This window comes from Olsenella uli DSM 7084 (assembly GCF_000143845.1).
GTDB lineage: Bacteria > Actinomycetota > Coriobacteriia > Coriobacteriales > Atopobiaceae > Olsenella > Olsenella uli.
This window is the reverse complement of sequence record NC_014363.1, coordinates 164736-181725: the sequence shown is the minus strand read 5'-3', so window position 1 is coordinate 181725 and position 16990 is coordinate 164736. Positions and strand designations below refer to the sequence as shown.

At 64.5% G+C, this 16990-nt stretch carries 12 protein-coding genes, 1 rRNA gene and 1 other RNA gene; all 14 read right to left on the bottom strand.

The annotated features are described in order from the left end of the window. Positions 1-27: 27 nt before the first annotated feature. Positions 28-392: a transfer-messenger RNA gene (ssrA, locus tag OLSU_RS09255) on the bottom strand. Positions 393-492: 100 nt separating this feature from the next. Continuing rightward, positions 493-1218 (bottom strand): YoaK family protein, encoded by a 726-nt coding sequence (locus OLSU_RS00810; protein WP_013251039.1) that lies wholly within the window; start codon positions 1216-1218, stop codon positions 493-495. Between the two features lie 234 nt (positions 1219-1452). After that, positions 1453-1596 carry a rubredoxin-like domain-containing protein gene (locus tag OLSU_RS00805; protein ID WP_013251038.1) on the bottom strand — a complete coding sequence of 48 codons (144 nt, stop codon included), beginning with the start codon at positions 1594-1596 and terminating at the stop codon, positions 1453-1455. Positions 1597-1788: 192 nt separating this feature from the next. Next, on the bottom strand, positions 1789-2298 hold the full coding sequence (gene smpB, locus OLSU_RS00800; protein WP_013251037.1) for an SsrA-binding protein SmpB: 510 nt from the start codon (positions 2296-2298) through the stop codon (positions 1789-1791). Beyond that, positions 2282-3136, bottom strand: coding sequence for a hypothetical protein (locus OLSU_RS00795; protein ID WP_013251036.1), 855 nt, complete (start codon positions 3134-3136; stop codon positions 2282-2284). Before OLSU_RS00795 ends, smpB begins: the two co-directional genes overlap by 17 nt. A gap of 41 nt (positions 3137-3177) precedes the next feature. After that, positions 3178-5265: a ribonuclease R family protein gene (locus tag OLSU_RS00790; protein WP_236697240.1), complete on the bottom strand. Its 2088-nt coding sequence runs from the start codon at positions 5263-5265 to the stop codon at positions 3178-3180. A 131-nt stretch (positions 5266-5396) separates the two neighbouring features. Beyond that, a complete protein-coding gene (ftsX, locus tag OLSU_RS00785; protein WP_013251034.1) occupies positions 5397-6323 on the bottom strand; it encodes a permease-like cell division protein FtsX in 927 nt (308 codons plus the stop codon). Further along, the gene (gene ftsE, locus OLSU_RS00780; RefSeq protein ID WP_013251033.1) at positions 6310-7518 is read right to left on the bottom strand and encodes a cell division ATP-binding protein FtsE; all 1209 of its coding nucleotides are present in this window, start codon (positions 7516-7518) and stop codon (positions 6310-6312) included. Before ftsE ends, ftsX begins: the two co-directional genes overlap by 14 nt. A 154-nt stretch (positions 7519-7672) precedes the next feature. Further along, positions 7673-8353 (bottom strand): transaldolase family protein, encoded by a 681-nt coding sequence (locus OLSU_RS00775; RefSeq protein WP_013251032.1) that lies wholly within the window; start codon positions 8351-8353, stop codon positions 7673-7675. A 219-nt stretch (positions 8354-8572) separates the two neighbouring features. Further along, entirely contained in the window at positions 8573-9487 is a 915-nt protein-coding gene (locus OLSU_RS00770; protein ID WP_013251031.1) for a YitT family protein, read from the bottom strand. Beyond that, positions 9484-10596, bottom strand: coding sequence for a peptide chain release factor 2 (gene prfB / locus OLSU_RS00765; protein ID WP_013251030.1), 1113 nt, complete (start codon positions 10594-10596; stop codon positions 9484-9486). The genes OLSU_RS00770 and prfB overlap by 4 nt, the downstream gene beginning before the upstream one ends. A gap of 3 nt (positions 10597-10599) precedes the next feature. After that, complete coding sequence (secA, locus tag OLSU_RS00760; protein WP_013251029.1) at positions 10600-13350, bottom strand: preprotein translocase subunit SecA; 2751 nt, start codon at positions 13348-13350, stop codon at positions 10600-10602. Positions 13351-13511: 161 nt separating this feature from the next. Next, positions 13512-16502 carry an AfsR/SARP family transcriptional regulator gene (locus tag OLSU_RS00755; protein ID WP_013251028.1) on the bottom strand — a complete coding sequence of 997 codons (2991 nt, stop codon included), beginning with the start codon at positions 16500-16502 and terminating at the stop codon, positions 13512-13514. 349 nt (positions 16503-16851) lie between these two features. Beyond that, a 5S ribosomal RNA gene (rrf, locus tag OLSU_RS00750) occupies positions 16852-16967 on the bottom strand. Between the last annotated feature and the right edge of the window lie 23 nt (positions 16968-16990).

Genomic DNA, 16990 nt, shown 5'->3' with positions numbered 1-16990 from the left:
GGATGCAGATGAGGGGCAGAGCCTTCATGGTGGAGGTGCGGAGAGTCGAACTCCGGTCCAAAGCAAATCCCTGGCAGGTGTCTCCAAGCTCAGTCACCGGTTGGATCTCGGACGCATCGCATCCCGTGACCCACGTTCTGCGTCCCAGCTGGTTCAGGCTTGGCCTCGGGCATACCAACTACGTCCCAAGGAGCATCTCCCTTGGATGACGTCACCCCAGGAGCGGGAGAATCCCCTGGTTAGACGGCCACTTTTAGATTAAGCGGCGAGGGCGTAAGAGCCCTGGTAAGAATCGTTGTCAATTAAATTTGACGGCACCCCAGTTTTACGTGGCGAGGAGACCACGGCTTGCTGCCCACCTCAGACCTACCCTGTCGAAACCAGTCACCCCCATGTAGGCGATGGGGCTGCTGCCACCATGCGAGCTGTCAACGTACACGCCGGCCCACCGACCAGCGAGCACAGTATACCCAGTTTTGTACGAGGGAGAAACTAATCGCGTCGCTGTCGTTTCGCCGCCGCTTCGCCAGCCGCCCAAACTCCCGTCAGGGAGTTGCCCGCTCCCTCTCGGTCCCAGAACATCAGCGCAAGGGCAATGGCCAGCAGGACCGGGCTCGCAAGGATCGCTTGCAGGCCGACGAGGGCGATCATGCGGCTGCCGATGATCGCGCCCGCCACAAAGGTGATGATGACACCGTAGTGGATGGCCATGCCCTCAAGCTGGTCGCGTGAGCGCGTGAGTCGGTAGCTGACAAGCTCCTGCGTGCCCGCGCGAAGGTTGCCGATGCACATGGTCGTGGCCAGCGCGCGACCGTGGAACGCCCGAAAGCTCTGCACCTGGATGCCGCAGGCAAGGGAGGTGAGCCCATTGGCCACGAGGTTGTGGTCCTCGGGGATGAGCGCCACCACGACGAGGAGAAGGACCTCCACGGCGGTGCAGACCTGGCGCCAGTGCACGTGACGCTCGTGGCAGAAATGGCGCGTGAGCTGAGCGGCGGCAATGCCCACGCCAAAGAACAGGACAGGCAGCGAGTAGCGCAGCATGCGCTCGGGGTCCCCGTCGGCACAGGCCACGCCAAAGAGCAGCATGTTGCCGGTCTGGGCATTAGCGAAGACCTTGCCACGCGCAAGATAGGAGTACGCATCCATGAGCCCGCCCGAAAGGGCGAGAAGGAAGCATAGCTCGAGGCTCTCCGATGTCTGGCGCGCGCGTCTCATAGCCTGCAGTCTACGCCGTGGCGACGCCGCGTTGGCAAAACGTCACGCACTCGGCATATGAGGCACTGCCGTCCGTATAGGCGAGCTGCAGGGCAAAGGCCTTGCCGATGGCCTGGGTAGTCCAGTACGACGGCGAGAGATGCGCAACGGCTCCGCAAGGATAAGTTCGCCGCCTAAGGACATGACGCCCGCAAGGGAAGCGGGCCCGGGGCTCATGCCTCGAGCCCGTCGGACCTACTCCTCGACCAGCTCGAACATGTCAGGACCCACGCCGCAGACGGGGCAGACATAGTCCTCGGGCAGCTCGGGCGTGTCGACCTCGACCTCAAAGCCACAGACGGTGCAGACGAACCTGTAGGTCTTCTTCTCCTCGGCCATCTTTGTTCCTCTCCTCTTGCGCCCCATGTCGCGAGGCAATCCCCTTTTCCGGTACTCAGAGGGTAGCGTAGTGCGGGTCCTTCAGGGCCCTGTTTTTAGATGACGAGAAGAACCCCATGTGGGCTACTTGACGTACGACGACGGGCAGTGGAAAACCCCACCCCCTCGCCACGGCATGGCAGCGGGCGCGAGTCACCGGCTGCGCTCCTTGAGCGCGCGCTGGATCTCGCGGTTCGCATCACGTCGCGCCATGTCGGCGCGCTTGTCATACAGCTTCTTGCCCTTGCCCAGGCCCACACGGAGCTTGACGCGGTTGCGCTCGTCGAAGTACAGCTCGAGCGGCACCAGGGAGGAGCCCTTCGTGCGCAGCCTCTGGTCTATCAGGTCGATCTGGCGGCGGTGCATCAGCAGCCGACGGCGGCGGTCGGGGTCGACGTTCCACACCCCGCCGTTGGAGTAGGGGTGGATGTGGACCCCCACCAAGAACAGCTCGCCACCACGGACGATGCAGAACGAGTCCGTAATCTGGCACGGGCGCTCGCGGATGCTCTTGACCTCGGTGCCGGTGAGCTCGATGCCCGCCTCCCAGGTCTCGCCGATCTCGTAGTCATGGCGGGCGGTGCGGTTCCGGGAGATGGTCTTCTTGTCCCTCTCAGGTCCCTTGCCGCGGCCAGACTTGCTCGCGCTAGCGTGCGTTGCCATCGCTTCCCTCCTCGTCATCCGCCCGTATGGCCTCGAGCAGCATCTTCGCCGCGTCATCTCCCACCAGGTCACGAGCGCGCACGGTGAGGTCCGTCGCCACGTCGCGCTGTCCGGACCGGGCCGCATCGGTGGCGCATAGGAGCAGGCAGACGGCAATCTCGGCGTTTGCGCCGTCCGGCAGGCCCTCTTGGGCGAGGATGTCGTGGCACTCCTGGTCGTCGACGAGGTCGGGGTCGTGGTCGGTGCCAGCCGCCTGGTCGAGGGCGGCCGCAAGCGACGCGTCATTGGCGTCGAGGCGCCGTGCGGCACGCAGTGCGGCAGCGGCGGCCTGGGGCTTCTCGCACACGATGAAGTAGTCCGCAAAGTTGGCGAACGCCCGCGCAAGGTGGCGCACGTCGCTCGCGCGCTCGAAGACCGAGAACGAGAGGGCCAGGTACTCCCGCACGTCGCCCTCGTTGTAGTACAGGTCCGCCAGGTTCAGGCGGTGCTCGCAGCCCATCGGGTTCCAGCGCACGGCATGGCGAAGGGCCTCGACGGCCATGCCGTAGTCGCCCACGTGAACACAGGCAAGCGCGAGGTCGGCATAGAGACGGTCCATGGGCTCGCCGGGATCGCGCAGCTCGCGTGGGTCGCTCTCGACGCGACGATAGGCGAGCCTCTCGAACAGCGTCGGGAAGCTGAACCATTGGAGCTCGTCGGTCGTGGGGCAGTTGCGATCGACGTACTCCTCGGCGTCCTCGGCCAGCCGCGAGAGCAGCTCCTGGGCGAGCTCGCCCTGCCCCTGGAGCAGCAGGCTCTCGGCCTCGATCAGGTCATCGGTCATGCTCGTCTGGTTCATGTGGCTCCTCCTGCAGGCAGAGGCCCGTCCGTGCGTCCGACCTAGTGTAGCCTACCCCTGCGAGGGGTTCCCGATGCGCTGGCATCTCCCGCCAGCGCGAAGTCTATCTGGCCTTGCATCACGTCCACGCTCGCCACGCGCACGGCGATACGCCGACCTGGCCGCCAACAGGCGCCGCTCTCCTCGCCAGTAAGCGCCATGAGGCTCTCGTCGTAGATGAAGCGCTCGCTGCCAAGTGACCGTGTTGGCAGGAGACCCTCGGCACGGCTCTCCTCGATCATCACGAAGAGGCCGTAGCGCTCGACGCCCACGACGACTCCCGAGAAGTCCTCTCCCACGCGGGCGGCATACAGCTCGGCCATCTTGACGCGCTGGGACGCATGCGCCGCCGCATCCGCCGCCCTCTCGCGTTCGGAGCAGGTCCGGCACAGCTGCGGCAGGATGCGCTCCGTCTCACGCTGCACACAGCCCAGGGCGACTCGCTCCCCTCCAGGGCGACCCGCCTCCCCACGCGCGAGCAGGAGTTTCAGCGCACGATGCACGATGATGTCGGGGTAGCGTCGGATGGGCGAGGTGAAGTGGCAGTACGCAGGTGCCGCAAGCGCATAGTGGCCGTCGTTATGCGGCAGGTAGACGGCACGCTTCTGGGCCCGCAGGAGCACTGAGTTCGCCAGCACCTCCCCCGTCGTCCCCCGCGCCGCCTCCAGGACCGCGCGAATGGCGCGCGGGTCGCCAGCGATGACCGCACGGTCCTGGGAGCCTCGCACCAAACCCAACTCGCGCAGCACGGGAATCGTCGCCTCGAGCTCCTCGGGCGAGGGACGTTCGTGCACGCGGTACGCACAGGGCAGCCCTGCATCCGAGATGAGCTTGGCTACAGACTCATTGGCAAGCAGCATCGCCTCCTCGACCAGACTCGTGGCACGCGTCCTCTCGCGTACGCTGACGCCCTTGGGATGGCCGGCGGCGTCCAGGATGACCTTGGCCTCCCGCGTCACGAAGTCGATGGAACCCCTTCGCGCGCGCCGCTCTCGGCGCAGGGACGCAAGCTCGTCCAGCACGGCAAGGCTCTCGGCGACCGGGCGCCGCCAGCGGCTGTCGCAAGGAAGGTCGTCCGGTGCCGCCTCGCCTGCAAGCAGACGGTCGGCTGCCGCATAGTCCAGCCGGGCCTTTGAGCGCACGGCCGTACGCAGGACTTCGGCCCCCAGCACCTCGCCTCGGCGGTCCAGGCGGACGATCACGCTCATGCAGAGTCGGTCCTCCTGCGGCTTGAGGGAGCACACGTCGTCGCACAGGCGCTCGGGAAGCATCGGTATCACGCGGTCAACCAAATATGCCGAGCAGGTTCTCCTGCGGGCCTCCTCGTCAATGGGCGAGGCCCAGGACACGTAATTCGTGACGTCGGCAATATGGACCTCAAGCTCATAGCCGTCTGCGCGGCGACGTGCCCCGATGGCATCGTCGAAGTCGCGCGCGTCACTGGGATCGACGGTGATCACGCAGGACTGCCTGAGATCGCGGCGACCAGGGTCGAGGGCTAGGGTCTCGGCCACGTTGGGCGCGATCTTCTCGGCTTGCTCGAGTGCCGCCGAAGCAAGCTCCACCACCAGGCCATACGAGGCAACGACTGCCTCGATGCCCATGTCAAGCTCGACCGGAGAGCCCACGCGACGCTCTATGGTCACAACCCCGGCACTTTTGCGCGTAGGATATTCCAGGATGCGGCCGGCCACGACATCGCCGTCCGCAACGTCCAGCGCATGTGCGCTGTCGTCTGTGGGAAGCACGAAGAAGTCACGTCGGATGCGAGCGTCAAGAGGGACTACGACGCCCAGGGGCTCAGCCCGGCGAAACGTGCCGAGAAACGTGGCCGTGGCACGCCGGGCGACCCCCTGCACGTAGGCCAACCTCTCCCTGCCCCGACGGCTCGAGAGGCTCACCTGGACCTCGTCGCCACTCATGGCCTCGCGTATGCCGCCACGCCCCACGGCGAAGACGCCCTCGGCCGTCTCCACCGTCGCGACCCCAGGGCGGGACACGTGGATCGTTCCCGTCAGGACGTCCCCCTGCTGGCGGCGCCGCAGGGCGTCACGCCTTCTGCCGTTGCGGCGCGCGTGCTTACGTGACACGATGCCCCCCTCGTAACGGACCCCGACCACAGCGGGCCTCCCATATGCCACGAATGCCCCCATCAAGAGGGGCGGCACGGCTGGATGGCCGCACCGCCCCCCTCGCGAGCGCGTCATGCTTCTGTGGCGCACTAGACCTTGAGGTAACGCCTCATGGCGATCATCGATCCGAAGAGACCGATGAGCAGCCCTATGACGACCAGCGCCACGTGGGTGAGAACGAGCACGCTGAGTGGGAGGTCAAACGACAGGAACTGCAAGCTGTTCTGAAGCCGGGGAATGACGACGGACATGCCTGCGCTGAGCACGATGACCGCCAGTGCGGAGCCGATGAGGGCCTCGAGCATGCCCTCCATCATGAACGGCCCACGAATGAAGCCATTCGAGGCGCCTACGAGGCGCATGATCGCGATCTCGCGGCGGCGGGCCGAGATGGCAAGGCGAATCGTGTTGTTGATGAAGACGAAGGCGATGAACGCGAGCATCACGACCAACGCGATTGCCGCGATGCGCAGGTAGTAGGTGACCGAGAAGAGCCTCTCGACGGTCTCGCGACCGTACTGGACCGAGGACGCGGGGTCATCGGCGTCATCCGCGACCTTCTCGAAGCCCTTGTCGGCAATGAGGTCGCCGGCGACCGACTCGACGTCCTTCGGATCCGTGAGGTTGATGACGAGCGAGGCGGGAACGGGGTTCTCGCCGTCAAGAGCGGCCACCGCGTCAGCCGCATTGCGGTTGCTCATGATCTGCTTGTACTCCTCGAGGGCCTCCTCCTTGCTCTTGTAAGTCACGGACTGCACCGTACCCCAGCCCTCGATCTTCGCCTGGAGGGCATCGACGTCGCCCTGCGAGGCATCGTCGGACAGGAATGCCTGGATGGTGACCTGATCCTCAACGTTGCCCACCATGTTGCCGACAAGGGCGGAGCCCAGGACGAACAGGCCGATGACGAACAGCGACAGGAAGATGGTCACGATGGCACCGAGGACCGTCGACCAGTTCCTCCGGAAGTGGCGACCCGCCTCACGCAGGGAATAGCCAAGATTAGAGAGCACCATAGTAGCCGTAGCCTCCCCTCTCCTGGTCGCGCACCACGTGACCGCCCTCGAGGGCGACGACGCGCTTGCGCATGGAATCGACCATCTCGCGGTCATGGGTGGCCATGACGACGGTGGTGCCCGTGCGGTTGATGCGGTCGAGCAGCTTCATGATGCCCAACGAGATCGCGGGGTCGAGGTTGCCCGTCGGCTCGTCGCAGACCAGAAGCGGCGGTCGGTTGACCATGGCACGAGCGACGGAGACGCGCTGCTGCTCGCCACCAGAAAGCTGGTCGGGATAGTTGTCCATCTTCTCGGCCAGACCGACGAGGCGAAGGACCTCGGGGACCTGCGCCTTGATGACGGAGCGGGGCTTGCCGATGCACTCAAGCGCAAAGGCGACGTTCTCGTAGACGGTCTTGTCGGGAAGCAGCTTGAAGTCCTGGTAGACCGTGCCGATCTGGCGACGCAGGTACGGGACCTTCCAGTTGCGCAGGGACGTAAGCTCCTGGCCGGCCACGTTGACCTTGCCGCTCGTGGCGCGCAGCTCGCGCGTGAGGAGCCTGAGGAAGGTCGACTTGCCCGAACCGGAGTGCCCCACCACAAAGACGAACTCGCCGGGGTAGATGTCAAGGCTGACGTCCTCGAGAGCCGGCTTGTTGGGCTGGGCCGGATAGATGAGGGTGACGCTCCTGAGCGAGATGGTCGGCTTGCCCGTACGGGACACTACCGGGGCGGGGTCATCCTGCAGGGGCGCGAAGACGCTCGTGAATCCCTGCTGGGAGGTGATGTCCCGCTCCTGGGCCGCCTTCTCGGAGACGACGATGCCCGCGTCCTGCAATGGCGCCTGGGAAGTGGTGTCGGGTTGCCCCTGCGGGGAGGGCTGCCCGTATGAGACGGACTGGCTCATGGGAGCGGATACGTCACCGGAGTCTGGCTGCCCCACAGAGGCCGGTCCAGACATGGCGGGGGCAACGTCATCGGAAGACGCTGCCGTCGAATCGGCAGACGATGCAGCCGAGAGGTGCGCCGAGTGAGCCGGACCTGAATATGTCGATTCTGGTTGTGATGCGTCGAAGGAAGACTGACCGGCTGGCTGAGCCTGCACGACGGACTGGTCGGCAGACGCCTCCTGACCATCCTGCTGCGTCAGCGGGACCTGCTGCTCCAGGTCCTCGTCCCCCTGTCGCTCGCTGCTGCGAAAGTGGTTGGCCACAAAAGCTCCTTTTTCTATATCGCGCAACGGACAGATTTCCTGACAGTCTACCAAAGCACCCGCCACCCCCTTCTCTGCTCGTGGTGGAGCACACAGAAACTGGGGCTAAGCGTCAGACAATCTTCAGGCAGAAGGCGGGACAGGGACCTAGGGGCTAGCCTTCGGTGACCTTCTTCCAATCTGCCGCGAACTTCGCCAGGCCCTCGCTCGTCAGCGGGTGGCGGACGCACCTCCTGAGCGCCGCGAGGGGCACGGTGGCGATGTCGGCGCCCATGAGGGCCGCTTGGGTCACGTGGTTGGGGGTGCGCACGGAGGCGGCGATGATCTCGGGGCCGCCCTCCTCGTCCCACCAGCCGTAGTCGTAGTTCCTGACGGCGTCGACGACGGTCTCGAGCTGGGCCAGCCCGTCGTCGGCGACGTCGTCGAAGCGGCCGACGAACGGCGAGACGTAGCGTGCGCCCGCGCGTGCGGCGAGCAGCGCCTGGGGGGCGGAGAAGACGAGGGTCATGTTGACGCGGACGCCCTCGGCGGCGAGCGCGTGGCAGGCGGGCAGCGACTCCTCGCAGACGGGGAGCTTGACGACGACGTTGGGGGCCAGCGCGGCGAGGCGGCGGCCCTCGGCGACCATGCCCTCGGTGGTCTCGGCGGTGGACTCGGCCGAGACGGGCAGGCCCTCGCAGGCCTCGCAGATCCTGACCACGTGGGGCTCGAAGTCGGCGAGCCTGCCGCCGGTCCTCGCGTAGAGGCTGGGGTTCGTGGTGACGCCCGAGAGGACACCCCAGCTGGCGGCCTCGCGGATCTCGTCGAGGTCGGCAGTGTCGATGAAGAACTTCATGCACGCTCTCCTTTCGCCAGACGGCATGCGCCGCCGATAGCCTTCCGGGGACGAATGGCCCCGGACCACAGGTGATGGGGTCTGCCCTACTGTAACTTGAAACGACTTGTCGCCTCACGTGACCGCAAGAATGACCGTACATTTGTCATGGGGCTCACGAATCATGGGCCCCACGAGTCGACGAGGGGCTTTCGCCATACCCCGTAAATCGCATCTCGGCTAGCCACCAATCCGGCTAAAGCCCTCGCCAAAGGCCTCATGCACCTCCGAGACGATCACGATGGCTTCCGCATCGATGTCGGCAACGATGGCCTTGAGCCGAGTCGTCTCCGTCCTGCCCAGCACGCACATGAGCACCGGTCGGTCGTTGCCACTCCAGACGCCCCTGCCCTTGAGCTCGGTACACCCTCGCCCCAACCCATACATGATCTCCTGCGCGATCTCCGCATGGCGATCCGACACGATCATCGCCATGCGCGCGGTGCGTGGTCCGTCGACCACCATGTCGATGACGCACCCCGCAATGTACATGGCTATTCCGGCGTACAGGGCATTGCGCAGGGAGAACACGGGGATCGATGCGAGCACGATGGCACCATCCACGATGATGCTCAGCATGCCCACGGGCAGGCCCGAGCGCTTCGCGACCAGCTGGCAGACGATATCGGTGCCACCCGTGTTCCCGCCCGAGAGGAACACGATCCCTATGCCGGCACCCACGATGATGCCACCCCATATGGCCGACAGCAGAAGCTCCCCCTGGGCAGGCACCGGCAGGATCGGGGCCAGGGCGTCCGTAAGCAGGCCGCTCACGATGATGCCCAGGATGCTGCGGGCAACGTAGCTCCTGTCATGCGTCGTCAAAACGACGTAGAGCAGGAGCAGGCCGTTCATCACAATCGTCTGGATGCCGATGGGCAAGCTCACACCGACAGTCGAGGCGAGTGCCGAGAAGATCGTCGCCAGGCCCGTGAGCCCACCTGCCGCCAGACCGTTGGGGACCTCGAAGCAGTCAATGCCGACGGCATAGACGAACGACCCCAGAATGATGAGGAAGCCCTCGCGCAGCAGCCTCCTCCACGGCAGGCCGCCACGCATCGGCGGGGCGATGCGCGTCGGGGCGTCTCCCGTCATCGGCGCCCTCCCCCGCCGACCGCCCAGCGGTGGTAGCCGACGATGAACTTGTCCAGGTCGCCGTCATCCAAGACGGACTCAACGTTACCGGTCTCGACCCCCGTGCGCAGGTCCTTGACCAGCTGATAGGGGTAGAGCACGTAGCTCCTGATCTGGTTGCCGAAGCCAATCTCGTGCTTGGGGCCGCGCAACTCGTCGATCTCGGCCTCCCTCTTCGCCAACTCGAGCTCGTACAGACGGCTGCGCAGGATTCCCATGGCGATTGCCTTGTTCTGTATCTGGCTCCGCTCGTTCTGGCAGGTGACGACCGTGCCCGTCGGCAGGTGGGTGATGCGAACCGCAGAGTCGGTCGTGTTTACGCCCTGCCCACCATGGCCTGACGCATGGTATACGTCGATGCGCAGGTCGCCCGGATCGATATCGACCTCAACGTCATCGGGGAGGACGGGCAGGACCTCGACGCCGGCGAAGGTGGTCTGACGGCGCTTCTTGTCATCTGTCGGAGAGATGCGCACCAGGCGATGGACCCCCTGCTCGGCACGGAGCATGCCGTAGGCGTTTTTCCCGGACACCGTGAACGTCGCCCGGTCGATACCGATGGCCTCTGCAGCCGGCGCGTCGTTTACGGTCACCTTCCAGCCCCGGCGGTCACAGTAGCGCAGGTACATCTTGAACAGCATGTCGCACCAGTCCTGCGCCTCAAGCCCTCCCTGACCAGGCGTGACCGTGACGATCGCGTCCCCGTGGTCGAGGTCGTCGGCAAACCAGCTCGAGAGCTCGAGCTCGCCCAGCTCGTCCTCGAGGGCGCCACAGATGCGGGCCGCCTCGTCGAGAAGGTCGCCGTCACCCGTCTCCAGGCCAAGCTCAAGCGCCGCCGACGCGTCGCCCAGCCTCGTGCGCGCATCCTCGATGCCCTGGACATCCTCCTTGGCGCGCGTAAGCTCGGTCATAGATCGACTTGCCGCGTCCGCGTCGTCCCAAAATCCGGGGCGTGCGCTCCTCTCCTCCAGCTCCGCCACGACCCGGCGACGCTCGTCGATATGGAGGTAGCTCTCGACCTCATCGAGACGTCGGGCAAGTGCTTCGATGTCTGCCTTGGAGACGTCCATCGTCTATCGGTTCCTGCCGTGGCAGTTCTTGAACTTCTTCCCGCTGCCGCAGGGGCAGGGATCGTTCCTGCCGATGCCCACGTATGGATCGGGATCGTCGGACTTGCGGTACGTGGAGGGCTTCGAGGCCGCAGGGGACTTGCCGTCGCGTCCTCGGACCGCCATGCCGCCTTGGGGCGCGCGAGCCACCGCGCGAGCACCCCCCTGGTCGCCGTCGACCTCGGCTGGTCCGGAGAACTTGGCCCCACGCAGGCCGTCGTCCTCGGTGGGCTCGGGGGTGCGGGCGAGCTCGATGCGCAGGATGGTGCGGAGGAAGTCCTCGTACATGGTGTTGACCAGCTCGGTGAACGCCGCATACGCCTCCGTCTTGTACTCGACGAGCGGATCGCGCTGCCCAAAGCCACGTAGGCCGATGCCGGTCTTGAGGTAGTCCATCTCCTGAAGGTATGCCATCCAACGCGTGTCGATGACCCTCAGCATGACCTGAGCCGAGAGTTCCTGGATGATCTCGCTGGAAAGGCGATCGGACTTCTCCTTGTAGCACGACCCAACGTAGTCGCCTACCACCTCGACGATCTCCTGCTGGTCACCATTCTCGGGAAGGGGCGGCAGGTCCGCGCGCCCCGTGAGTTCCGCAACCCACTTCCGCAGGCCCTTGAGATCCCAGTCGTCCACGTCGACGCTCTCGGAGCAGAACTCGGCAACGCGGCGCTGGACGGTCTCGAACGTCACGTCGGCGATGTGCTCGACGAGGTCCTTGCCGTCGAGAATCTTGTTTCTCTCCTCGTAGATGACCTGACGCTGCTTGTTCATGACGTCATCGTAGTCAAGTACGTTCTTGCGCATGGAGAAGTTGATCTCCTCGACCTTGCGCTGGGCGCTCTCGACGGCCTTGGTGACCATCTTCGCCTGGATGGGCATGTCGGGCGGCATGTCGTACTTTGTCATCATCGCCGCGATCCGGTCCATGCGGTCGCCGCCGAAGAGCCTCATCAGATCGTCGTCCAGAGACAGGTAGAACTGGGTCTCGCCGGGGTCTCCCTGTCGGCCCGAGCGGCCGCGCAGCTGGTTGTCGATGCGACGGCTCTCATGGCGCTCCGTGCCGATGACGCAGAGACCCCCGGCAGCCACCACGTGCTCGCGCTCGGTCGCACAGGTCGCCTTGGCCTGCTCCAGGGCGACCGCGCGCTGGTCGCCATCGGCCTCTTCGGGGTCGACGCCCGCCTCGCGGAGGAGTTCCTCCGCCAGCTCGTCGGGATTGCCGCCCAAGAGGATGTCGGTTCCACGTCCCGCCATGTTCGTGGCGATGGTTACGGCGTTCTCCCGACCCGCCTGGGCCACGATCTGCGCCTCTCGCTCGTGGAATTTGGCATTGAGGACCTCGTGCTCGATGCCGCGCTTGTCAAGGATGCGCGAGAGGCGCTCGGAACTCTCGATGGAGACCGTGCCGACCAGGCAGGGTTGGCCCTGTGAGTGACGCTTCGTCACATCGTCGGCAACCGCATTGAACTTGGCGTCTATGGTCTGGTAGACGAGATCGTCGTGGTCCTCGCGAATAACGGGCTTGTTGGAGGGGATCGCCTGGACGGGCAGGCTGTAAATCTCCCGGAACTCTGCATCCTCGGTCATGGCGGTGCCGGTCATGCCAGAGAGTTTGTCGTAGAGTCGGAAGTAGTTTTGGAGCGTGATGGTGGCGAGGGTCTGGTTCTCCTCGCGGACGAACACGCCTTCTTTGGCCTCAATTGCCTGGTGGAGCCCCTCGGAGTAGCGCCTCCCCTCCATGATGCGGCCCGTGAACTCATCCACGATCTTGACCTCGCCGTCCACGACCACGTACTGCTGGTCGCGGTGGAACATGTACTGCGCCTTCAGGGCCTGTTGCAGATGGTTGACCAGCTGGCCGCTCATGTCGCCGTAGATGTCATCCACACCCAAGTTGGACTCGATCTTGCGCAGGCCCACCTCGGTGGTGGCTATGGTGTGCTTCGCCTCGTCCATCTCGAAGTCCACGTCCTGCGTCAGACCGCGGACGGCACGCGCAAAGTCCTTGTAGATGCTCGCCGACTTGGTTCCGGCCCCCGAGATGATAAGTGGGGTGCGTGCCTCGTCGATGAGAATGGAGTCCACCTCATCGACGATGGCGAAGTGATGGCCGCGCTGCACACGCATGTTTGCCCTGGTGACCATGTTGTCACGCAGATAGTCGAAACCGAACTCCGAGTTGGTTCCATAGGTGACATCGGCCGCATACGCAGGCCGCTTGAGGCTGAGCTTCATCCCGTTTTGCAGGAGGCCGACGCTCATGCCCAGGAAACGATAGATCTGCCCCATCCACTCGCTGTCTCGCTTGGCGAGGTAATCGTTAACCGTGACGATGTGGACCCCATCACCCGGTATGGCATTGAGATAGCCGGCGAGCGTGGAGACGAGCGTCTTACCCTCACCCGTCTTCATCTCGGCGATCATGCCCCTGTGAAGCGCAATGCCACCAATGATCTGGACGTCGAAGTGGCGCATGCCCAAGACGCGCGACGACGCCTCCCTCACCGTCGCGAACGCCTCGGGAAGAAGGTCATCCAAGGTCTCCCCGTCCGCATTGCGCGCCCGAAGCCTTTCCGTCTGGGCCCGCAGGCCCTCGTCCGAAAGTTCCCTCATGGCGGTTTCGTAACCGCTGACCTGGCTGGCGATCTGCTCGAGTTCCTTCAACTGCTTGTCGGCGCCTCTGGAGAGAAGGCGCGAGAAGAGGTTTGGCATGGGATTCCTCTTGATAGTGTGGGGGACGCAAAGCCCCTGCGCGTTCCGATAGCCCTCCTACTGTATCAATTGGTGAAACCACGCAGTTGGCAAGGGGACACGACCACGAAAACGGCACCACGGTCAAGAGCACGCACGCCTTCCCCACGCCGTGGCCCGTCCTACGCCTCGATCGCCGCAGGGCCGTCCATGTCCTCGCCCCTCCCTTCCATGCGAGTCAAGGCATCCTCGACGGCCTTTGCCACGCCGGCCGCAGGTCTTCTCAATCCCAGCTGGGGCAGCCTCCGACGATAGTCCTCGTACAGCGCCACGACTTCTCCCAGCCTCCCTATCGCCGCAAGCCCCTCGATCAGGCAGACCGTCACGTCCTCACGTGCCGGTTGCACGTCATACGCCTCGCGCGCAAGCCGCGCCGCAAGACGCGGCCTGCCCTCTCTCAGCGCAGCGGCGGCGGTCGCCGAGGCCACGTCGACATAGAGCGACCGGAGCGCGTCTGTGCGGGCATCGGCCAGCCCAGTGGCGTCCATGGGATGAAAGTCGACTCCGCCCCCGTACATCGTGCATGCCCTACAGCCCAGGCGCACCATGTCACGATCGTTGCCCTCGACCGCAAGTGCGTCACGGGCGGAACGCTCAAGGTCGTCCACGTCGCAGGACACGATCGCGGGATCGAGCGAGACGATGCCCTCGATCTTGTTCGATATGATGGGATTGGTGCCAAGCTCCCTCGATCCCAGCGCCTTTCGGCAGGCGCATATCGACTCGTATAGCCGCTTCAGGCCTGATACGTAATCAATCTCACCCCAAATGCTTGCAATCAGGTCCCGACGAGACACCCTATGCCCAACTGCGAGGGCGAGCATCCCGATCACTTCCCTTACATGGCGACGCACGAGCCTCTCCGCGGGAATGCGGCGCTTGCCCACCCACACCTCGAAGTTTCCTAGGATGGATACCCGCACCGCCGGACTGGGCTTGACCCCATCCGCACCCCGGCTGCGGCTCAGGGCTTGCGGGTGCGCCTCCACCGCCTGCGCCCCATCCTCAAATTGTGCAAGGGCTGTCGATACGAGCCCCCTCCATCCCTCGGGAATCAGACCATGGACCTCGGAGGCGAGGTCTCCCGTATCGTTCAGCACCAGATTCACGGCCCATAGGACGTCCCTGCTGCAGTTAAACCGGGAGAGGTGATCAAGCCTCACGGGAACATGGGTCTCGCCGCGGGAGGCGGACGCCAGGATGCGCAGCACGTCTCCCAGCTGCCCCTCGCATGCCATCTCCTGCTCGGGGGTGATCTCCCCGCCAAGCCTGATGTCAATGACGGACATGACGAGGCGTGCCGCATGTGCAAGGTAGTCGGCGCTGCGGCAGGTCGCATACCCCAGCGCCCTGTTCGCCCGAACGTGCGCTCGCGCCATCGCCGAGTTCCTCAGATCGGCTATCGCCGCAGCGAGCAGGAAGACCGCCGTCAACAGGCCATCCCCGTACTCCTCTGACTTCGCAATCGCCACCTCGGCGCAGGGGAAATCGGATTCCCTGCCCATGAGTATCGCTGTCGTTGCGGAAAGTGCGTTGCGGTAGACGTCGATACGACTGTCGCCAAGCTCCCGCATGATGCTCTGCGCCCGCTCCCGATCCACGCGCTCCTGACTGACGGGCACCTCGCCCATCAGTGTCTCGGCAACAGAGAAGTCCATGCTCAGCAGTGCCGCCGCAAACGTCCCCGGGTTCCTGCGTGCCGGTAGGTCCACCAGGAGATTGAAGGCCTTCGAGAACCTCCCGGAAAACAACGCCGCCTGGGCGACGGCATGCAGCCGCAGCGCAGTCGCGATGTCCCTGCCCGAGGCATCCACCGTCCTATCATCTCCGCCTATGGCATCAAGGCCGTCGCGACAGCTTGAGAGGATCATGTCCATACGTTGCGCGTCATACTCCGCATTCGAGAGGCCCCTTGCCGAAACGCAGGCCTCTCGTCCCTTCTCCAAGACACTCCGTCGGGCGAACACCTCATCGAGCGCCTGCTGCGCGAGGAGAACGTACGTCTCCCTCCCGTGTCCCCGCTCCTTGAGGTAGCCGATGGAGCGCGCCACCAATGACGGCGCCCCCGCCACCACATACTGAAAGCCGCTCTCGCATCCCATCTCGTACAGCTCGGGCACGTCGTGGCAGAGCCCGCACACCAAGGCGGACCTTCTGTATTCCCCGCGTTGCGCCAAAACTCGCGCCGAGCGCACCACGAGCTTCGTATAGTTCTGAGCCACAGGCTCGATGCTCGAGAGCGTGGCACGAAGTCCCTCGATCTCGCAAAGCCCCGCGACACCGAAGCGGCCGCCATGGGACGTCACACCAAGGAGCGGGACGGTTGACTCCATCAGGAACAGCTCGTCTGCATCGAGACGGTCGAGGAGCTCGGCCAGGTCTCCCTGAGTCCCCTTCCCAAGAAGCATGAGGGCCAGGCGGAGCTCGACCTCTTCATCCGCAAGCGTTTCTCGCAAGGCAAGCACAATCTGTTCCCGTAGTGCCCTCACGTAGGCAGAGTCGTCTTCAAATGCCTGAATTCCCTGGCGTGCGTCTGAGGTGGCTGCAACGTAAAGCGCGGGAATGCCATGTGTCAGTCGAGAGATGGGGTCATTCCCATACCATCCCCTCGCCGTAAGCTCAAAACAACCGGCAACTACCGCACGATCCCTAAGCTGTTCGACAAGGGCGGCAGACTCGCTGCGGATACAGAGGATAACCGTACAGCCATCATCAAGCATCTTGCGAATCGCCCGAGTCTCTCGCGCAACCGCCGATTCATCTCCGGCAGTGAGTCCATCAATGCCAACCGCAACCCTCGCGTAACGCTCCCGCAGTGCGTGGACCTCGCGCGCAGACCTTGAGAGGCGTGCGGGGGTCTCGTCCTCACCCGCACTCGAGAAGTCGAGAACGCGCGTGAACGCACCACGCTGCCGCTCAGACTGCAACAGGGCGTTCATCGCATGAGTCTTGCCAACACCTGGCTCGGCGCACAATACAACCAGATGGCTCGACTCATCCCTCTTGCGCCCGAGCGACTTGACAAGGAACGTGTTCGTTGGCAGGGACATATCGGAGTCGATGGAATCGATGTACTCGCAACGCCCGTCGATCGGTACCTCATAGCCACTCATTGCACAACCCTCCCGTCTCTTGCCGGAACCGTAGCTCCCAGCGATTTGCGGTATGGGACCGTTATGCAACTTAATAAAGCTGAATAGAATGAGAGCTCAGGAGGATTCGGTAGAAGCAGCAAAATGTTTTGCAAGTTACGTGCAAGCAGCATTGCGATGCACTTAAACAGCCTTTTGGAGGATCTAGATGAAGGCCTTCCCCCTACCAAGTGAGATCCGGCGCACGGGGAATATTTCGGCGAACGGTAGCAGCTTCCCCATACGCGTCCGGGACCGGGCGCGGGCCGCGCCCGGGGCCCTCCACGATTCCCACACAACCGGGGGGCGGGGCACGGGAATGCCCCTCGTTGGTCAGCGGCGTCCTGCTCTCCCACGGACTGACTCCGCAGTACCATCGGCGCTCGGGGGCTTAACTTCTGGGTTCGGGATGGGACCAGGTGTGCCTCCCCTGCCATGGCCGCTGACCAACGAGGGGCATTCGGTTCCGG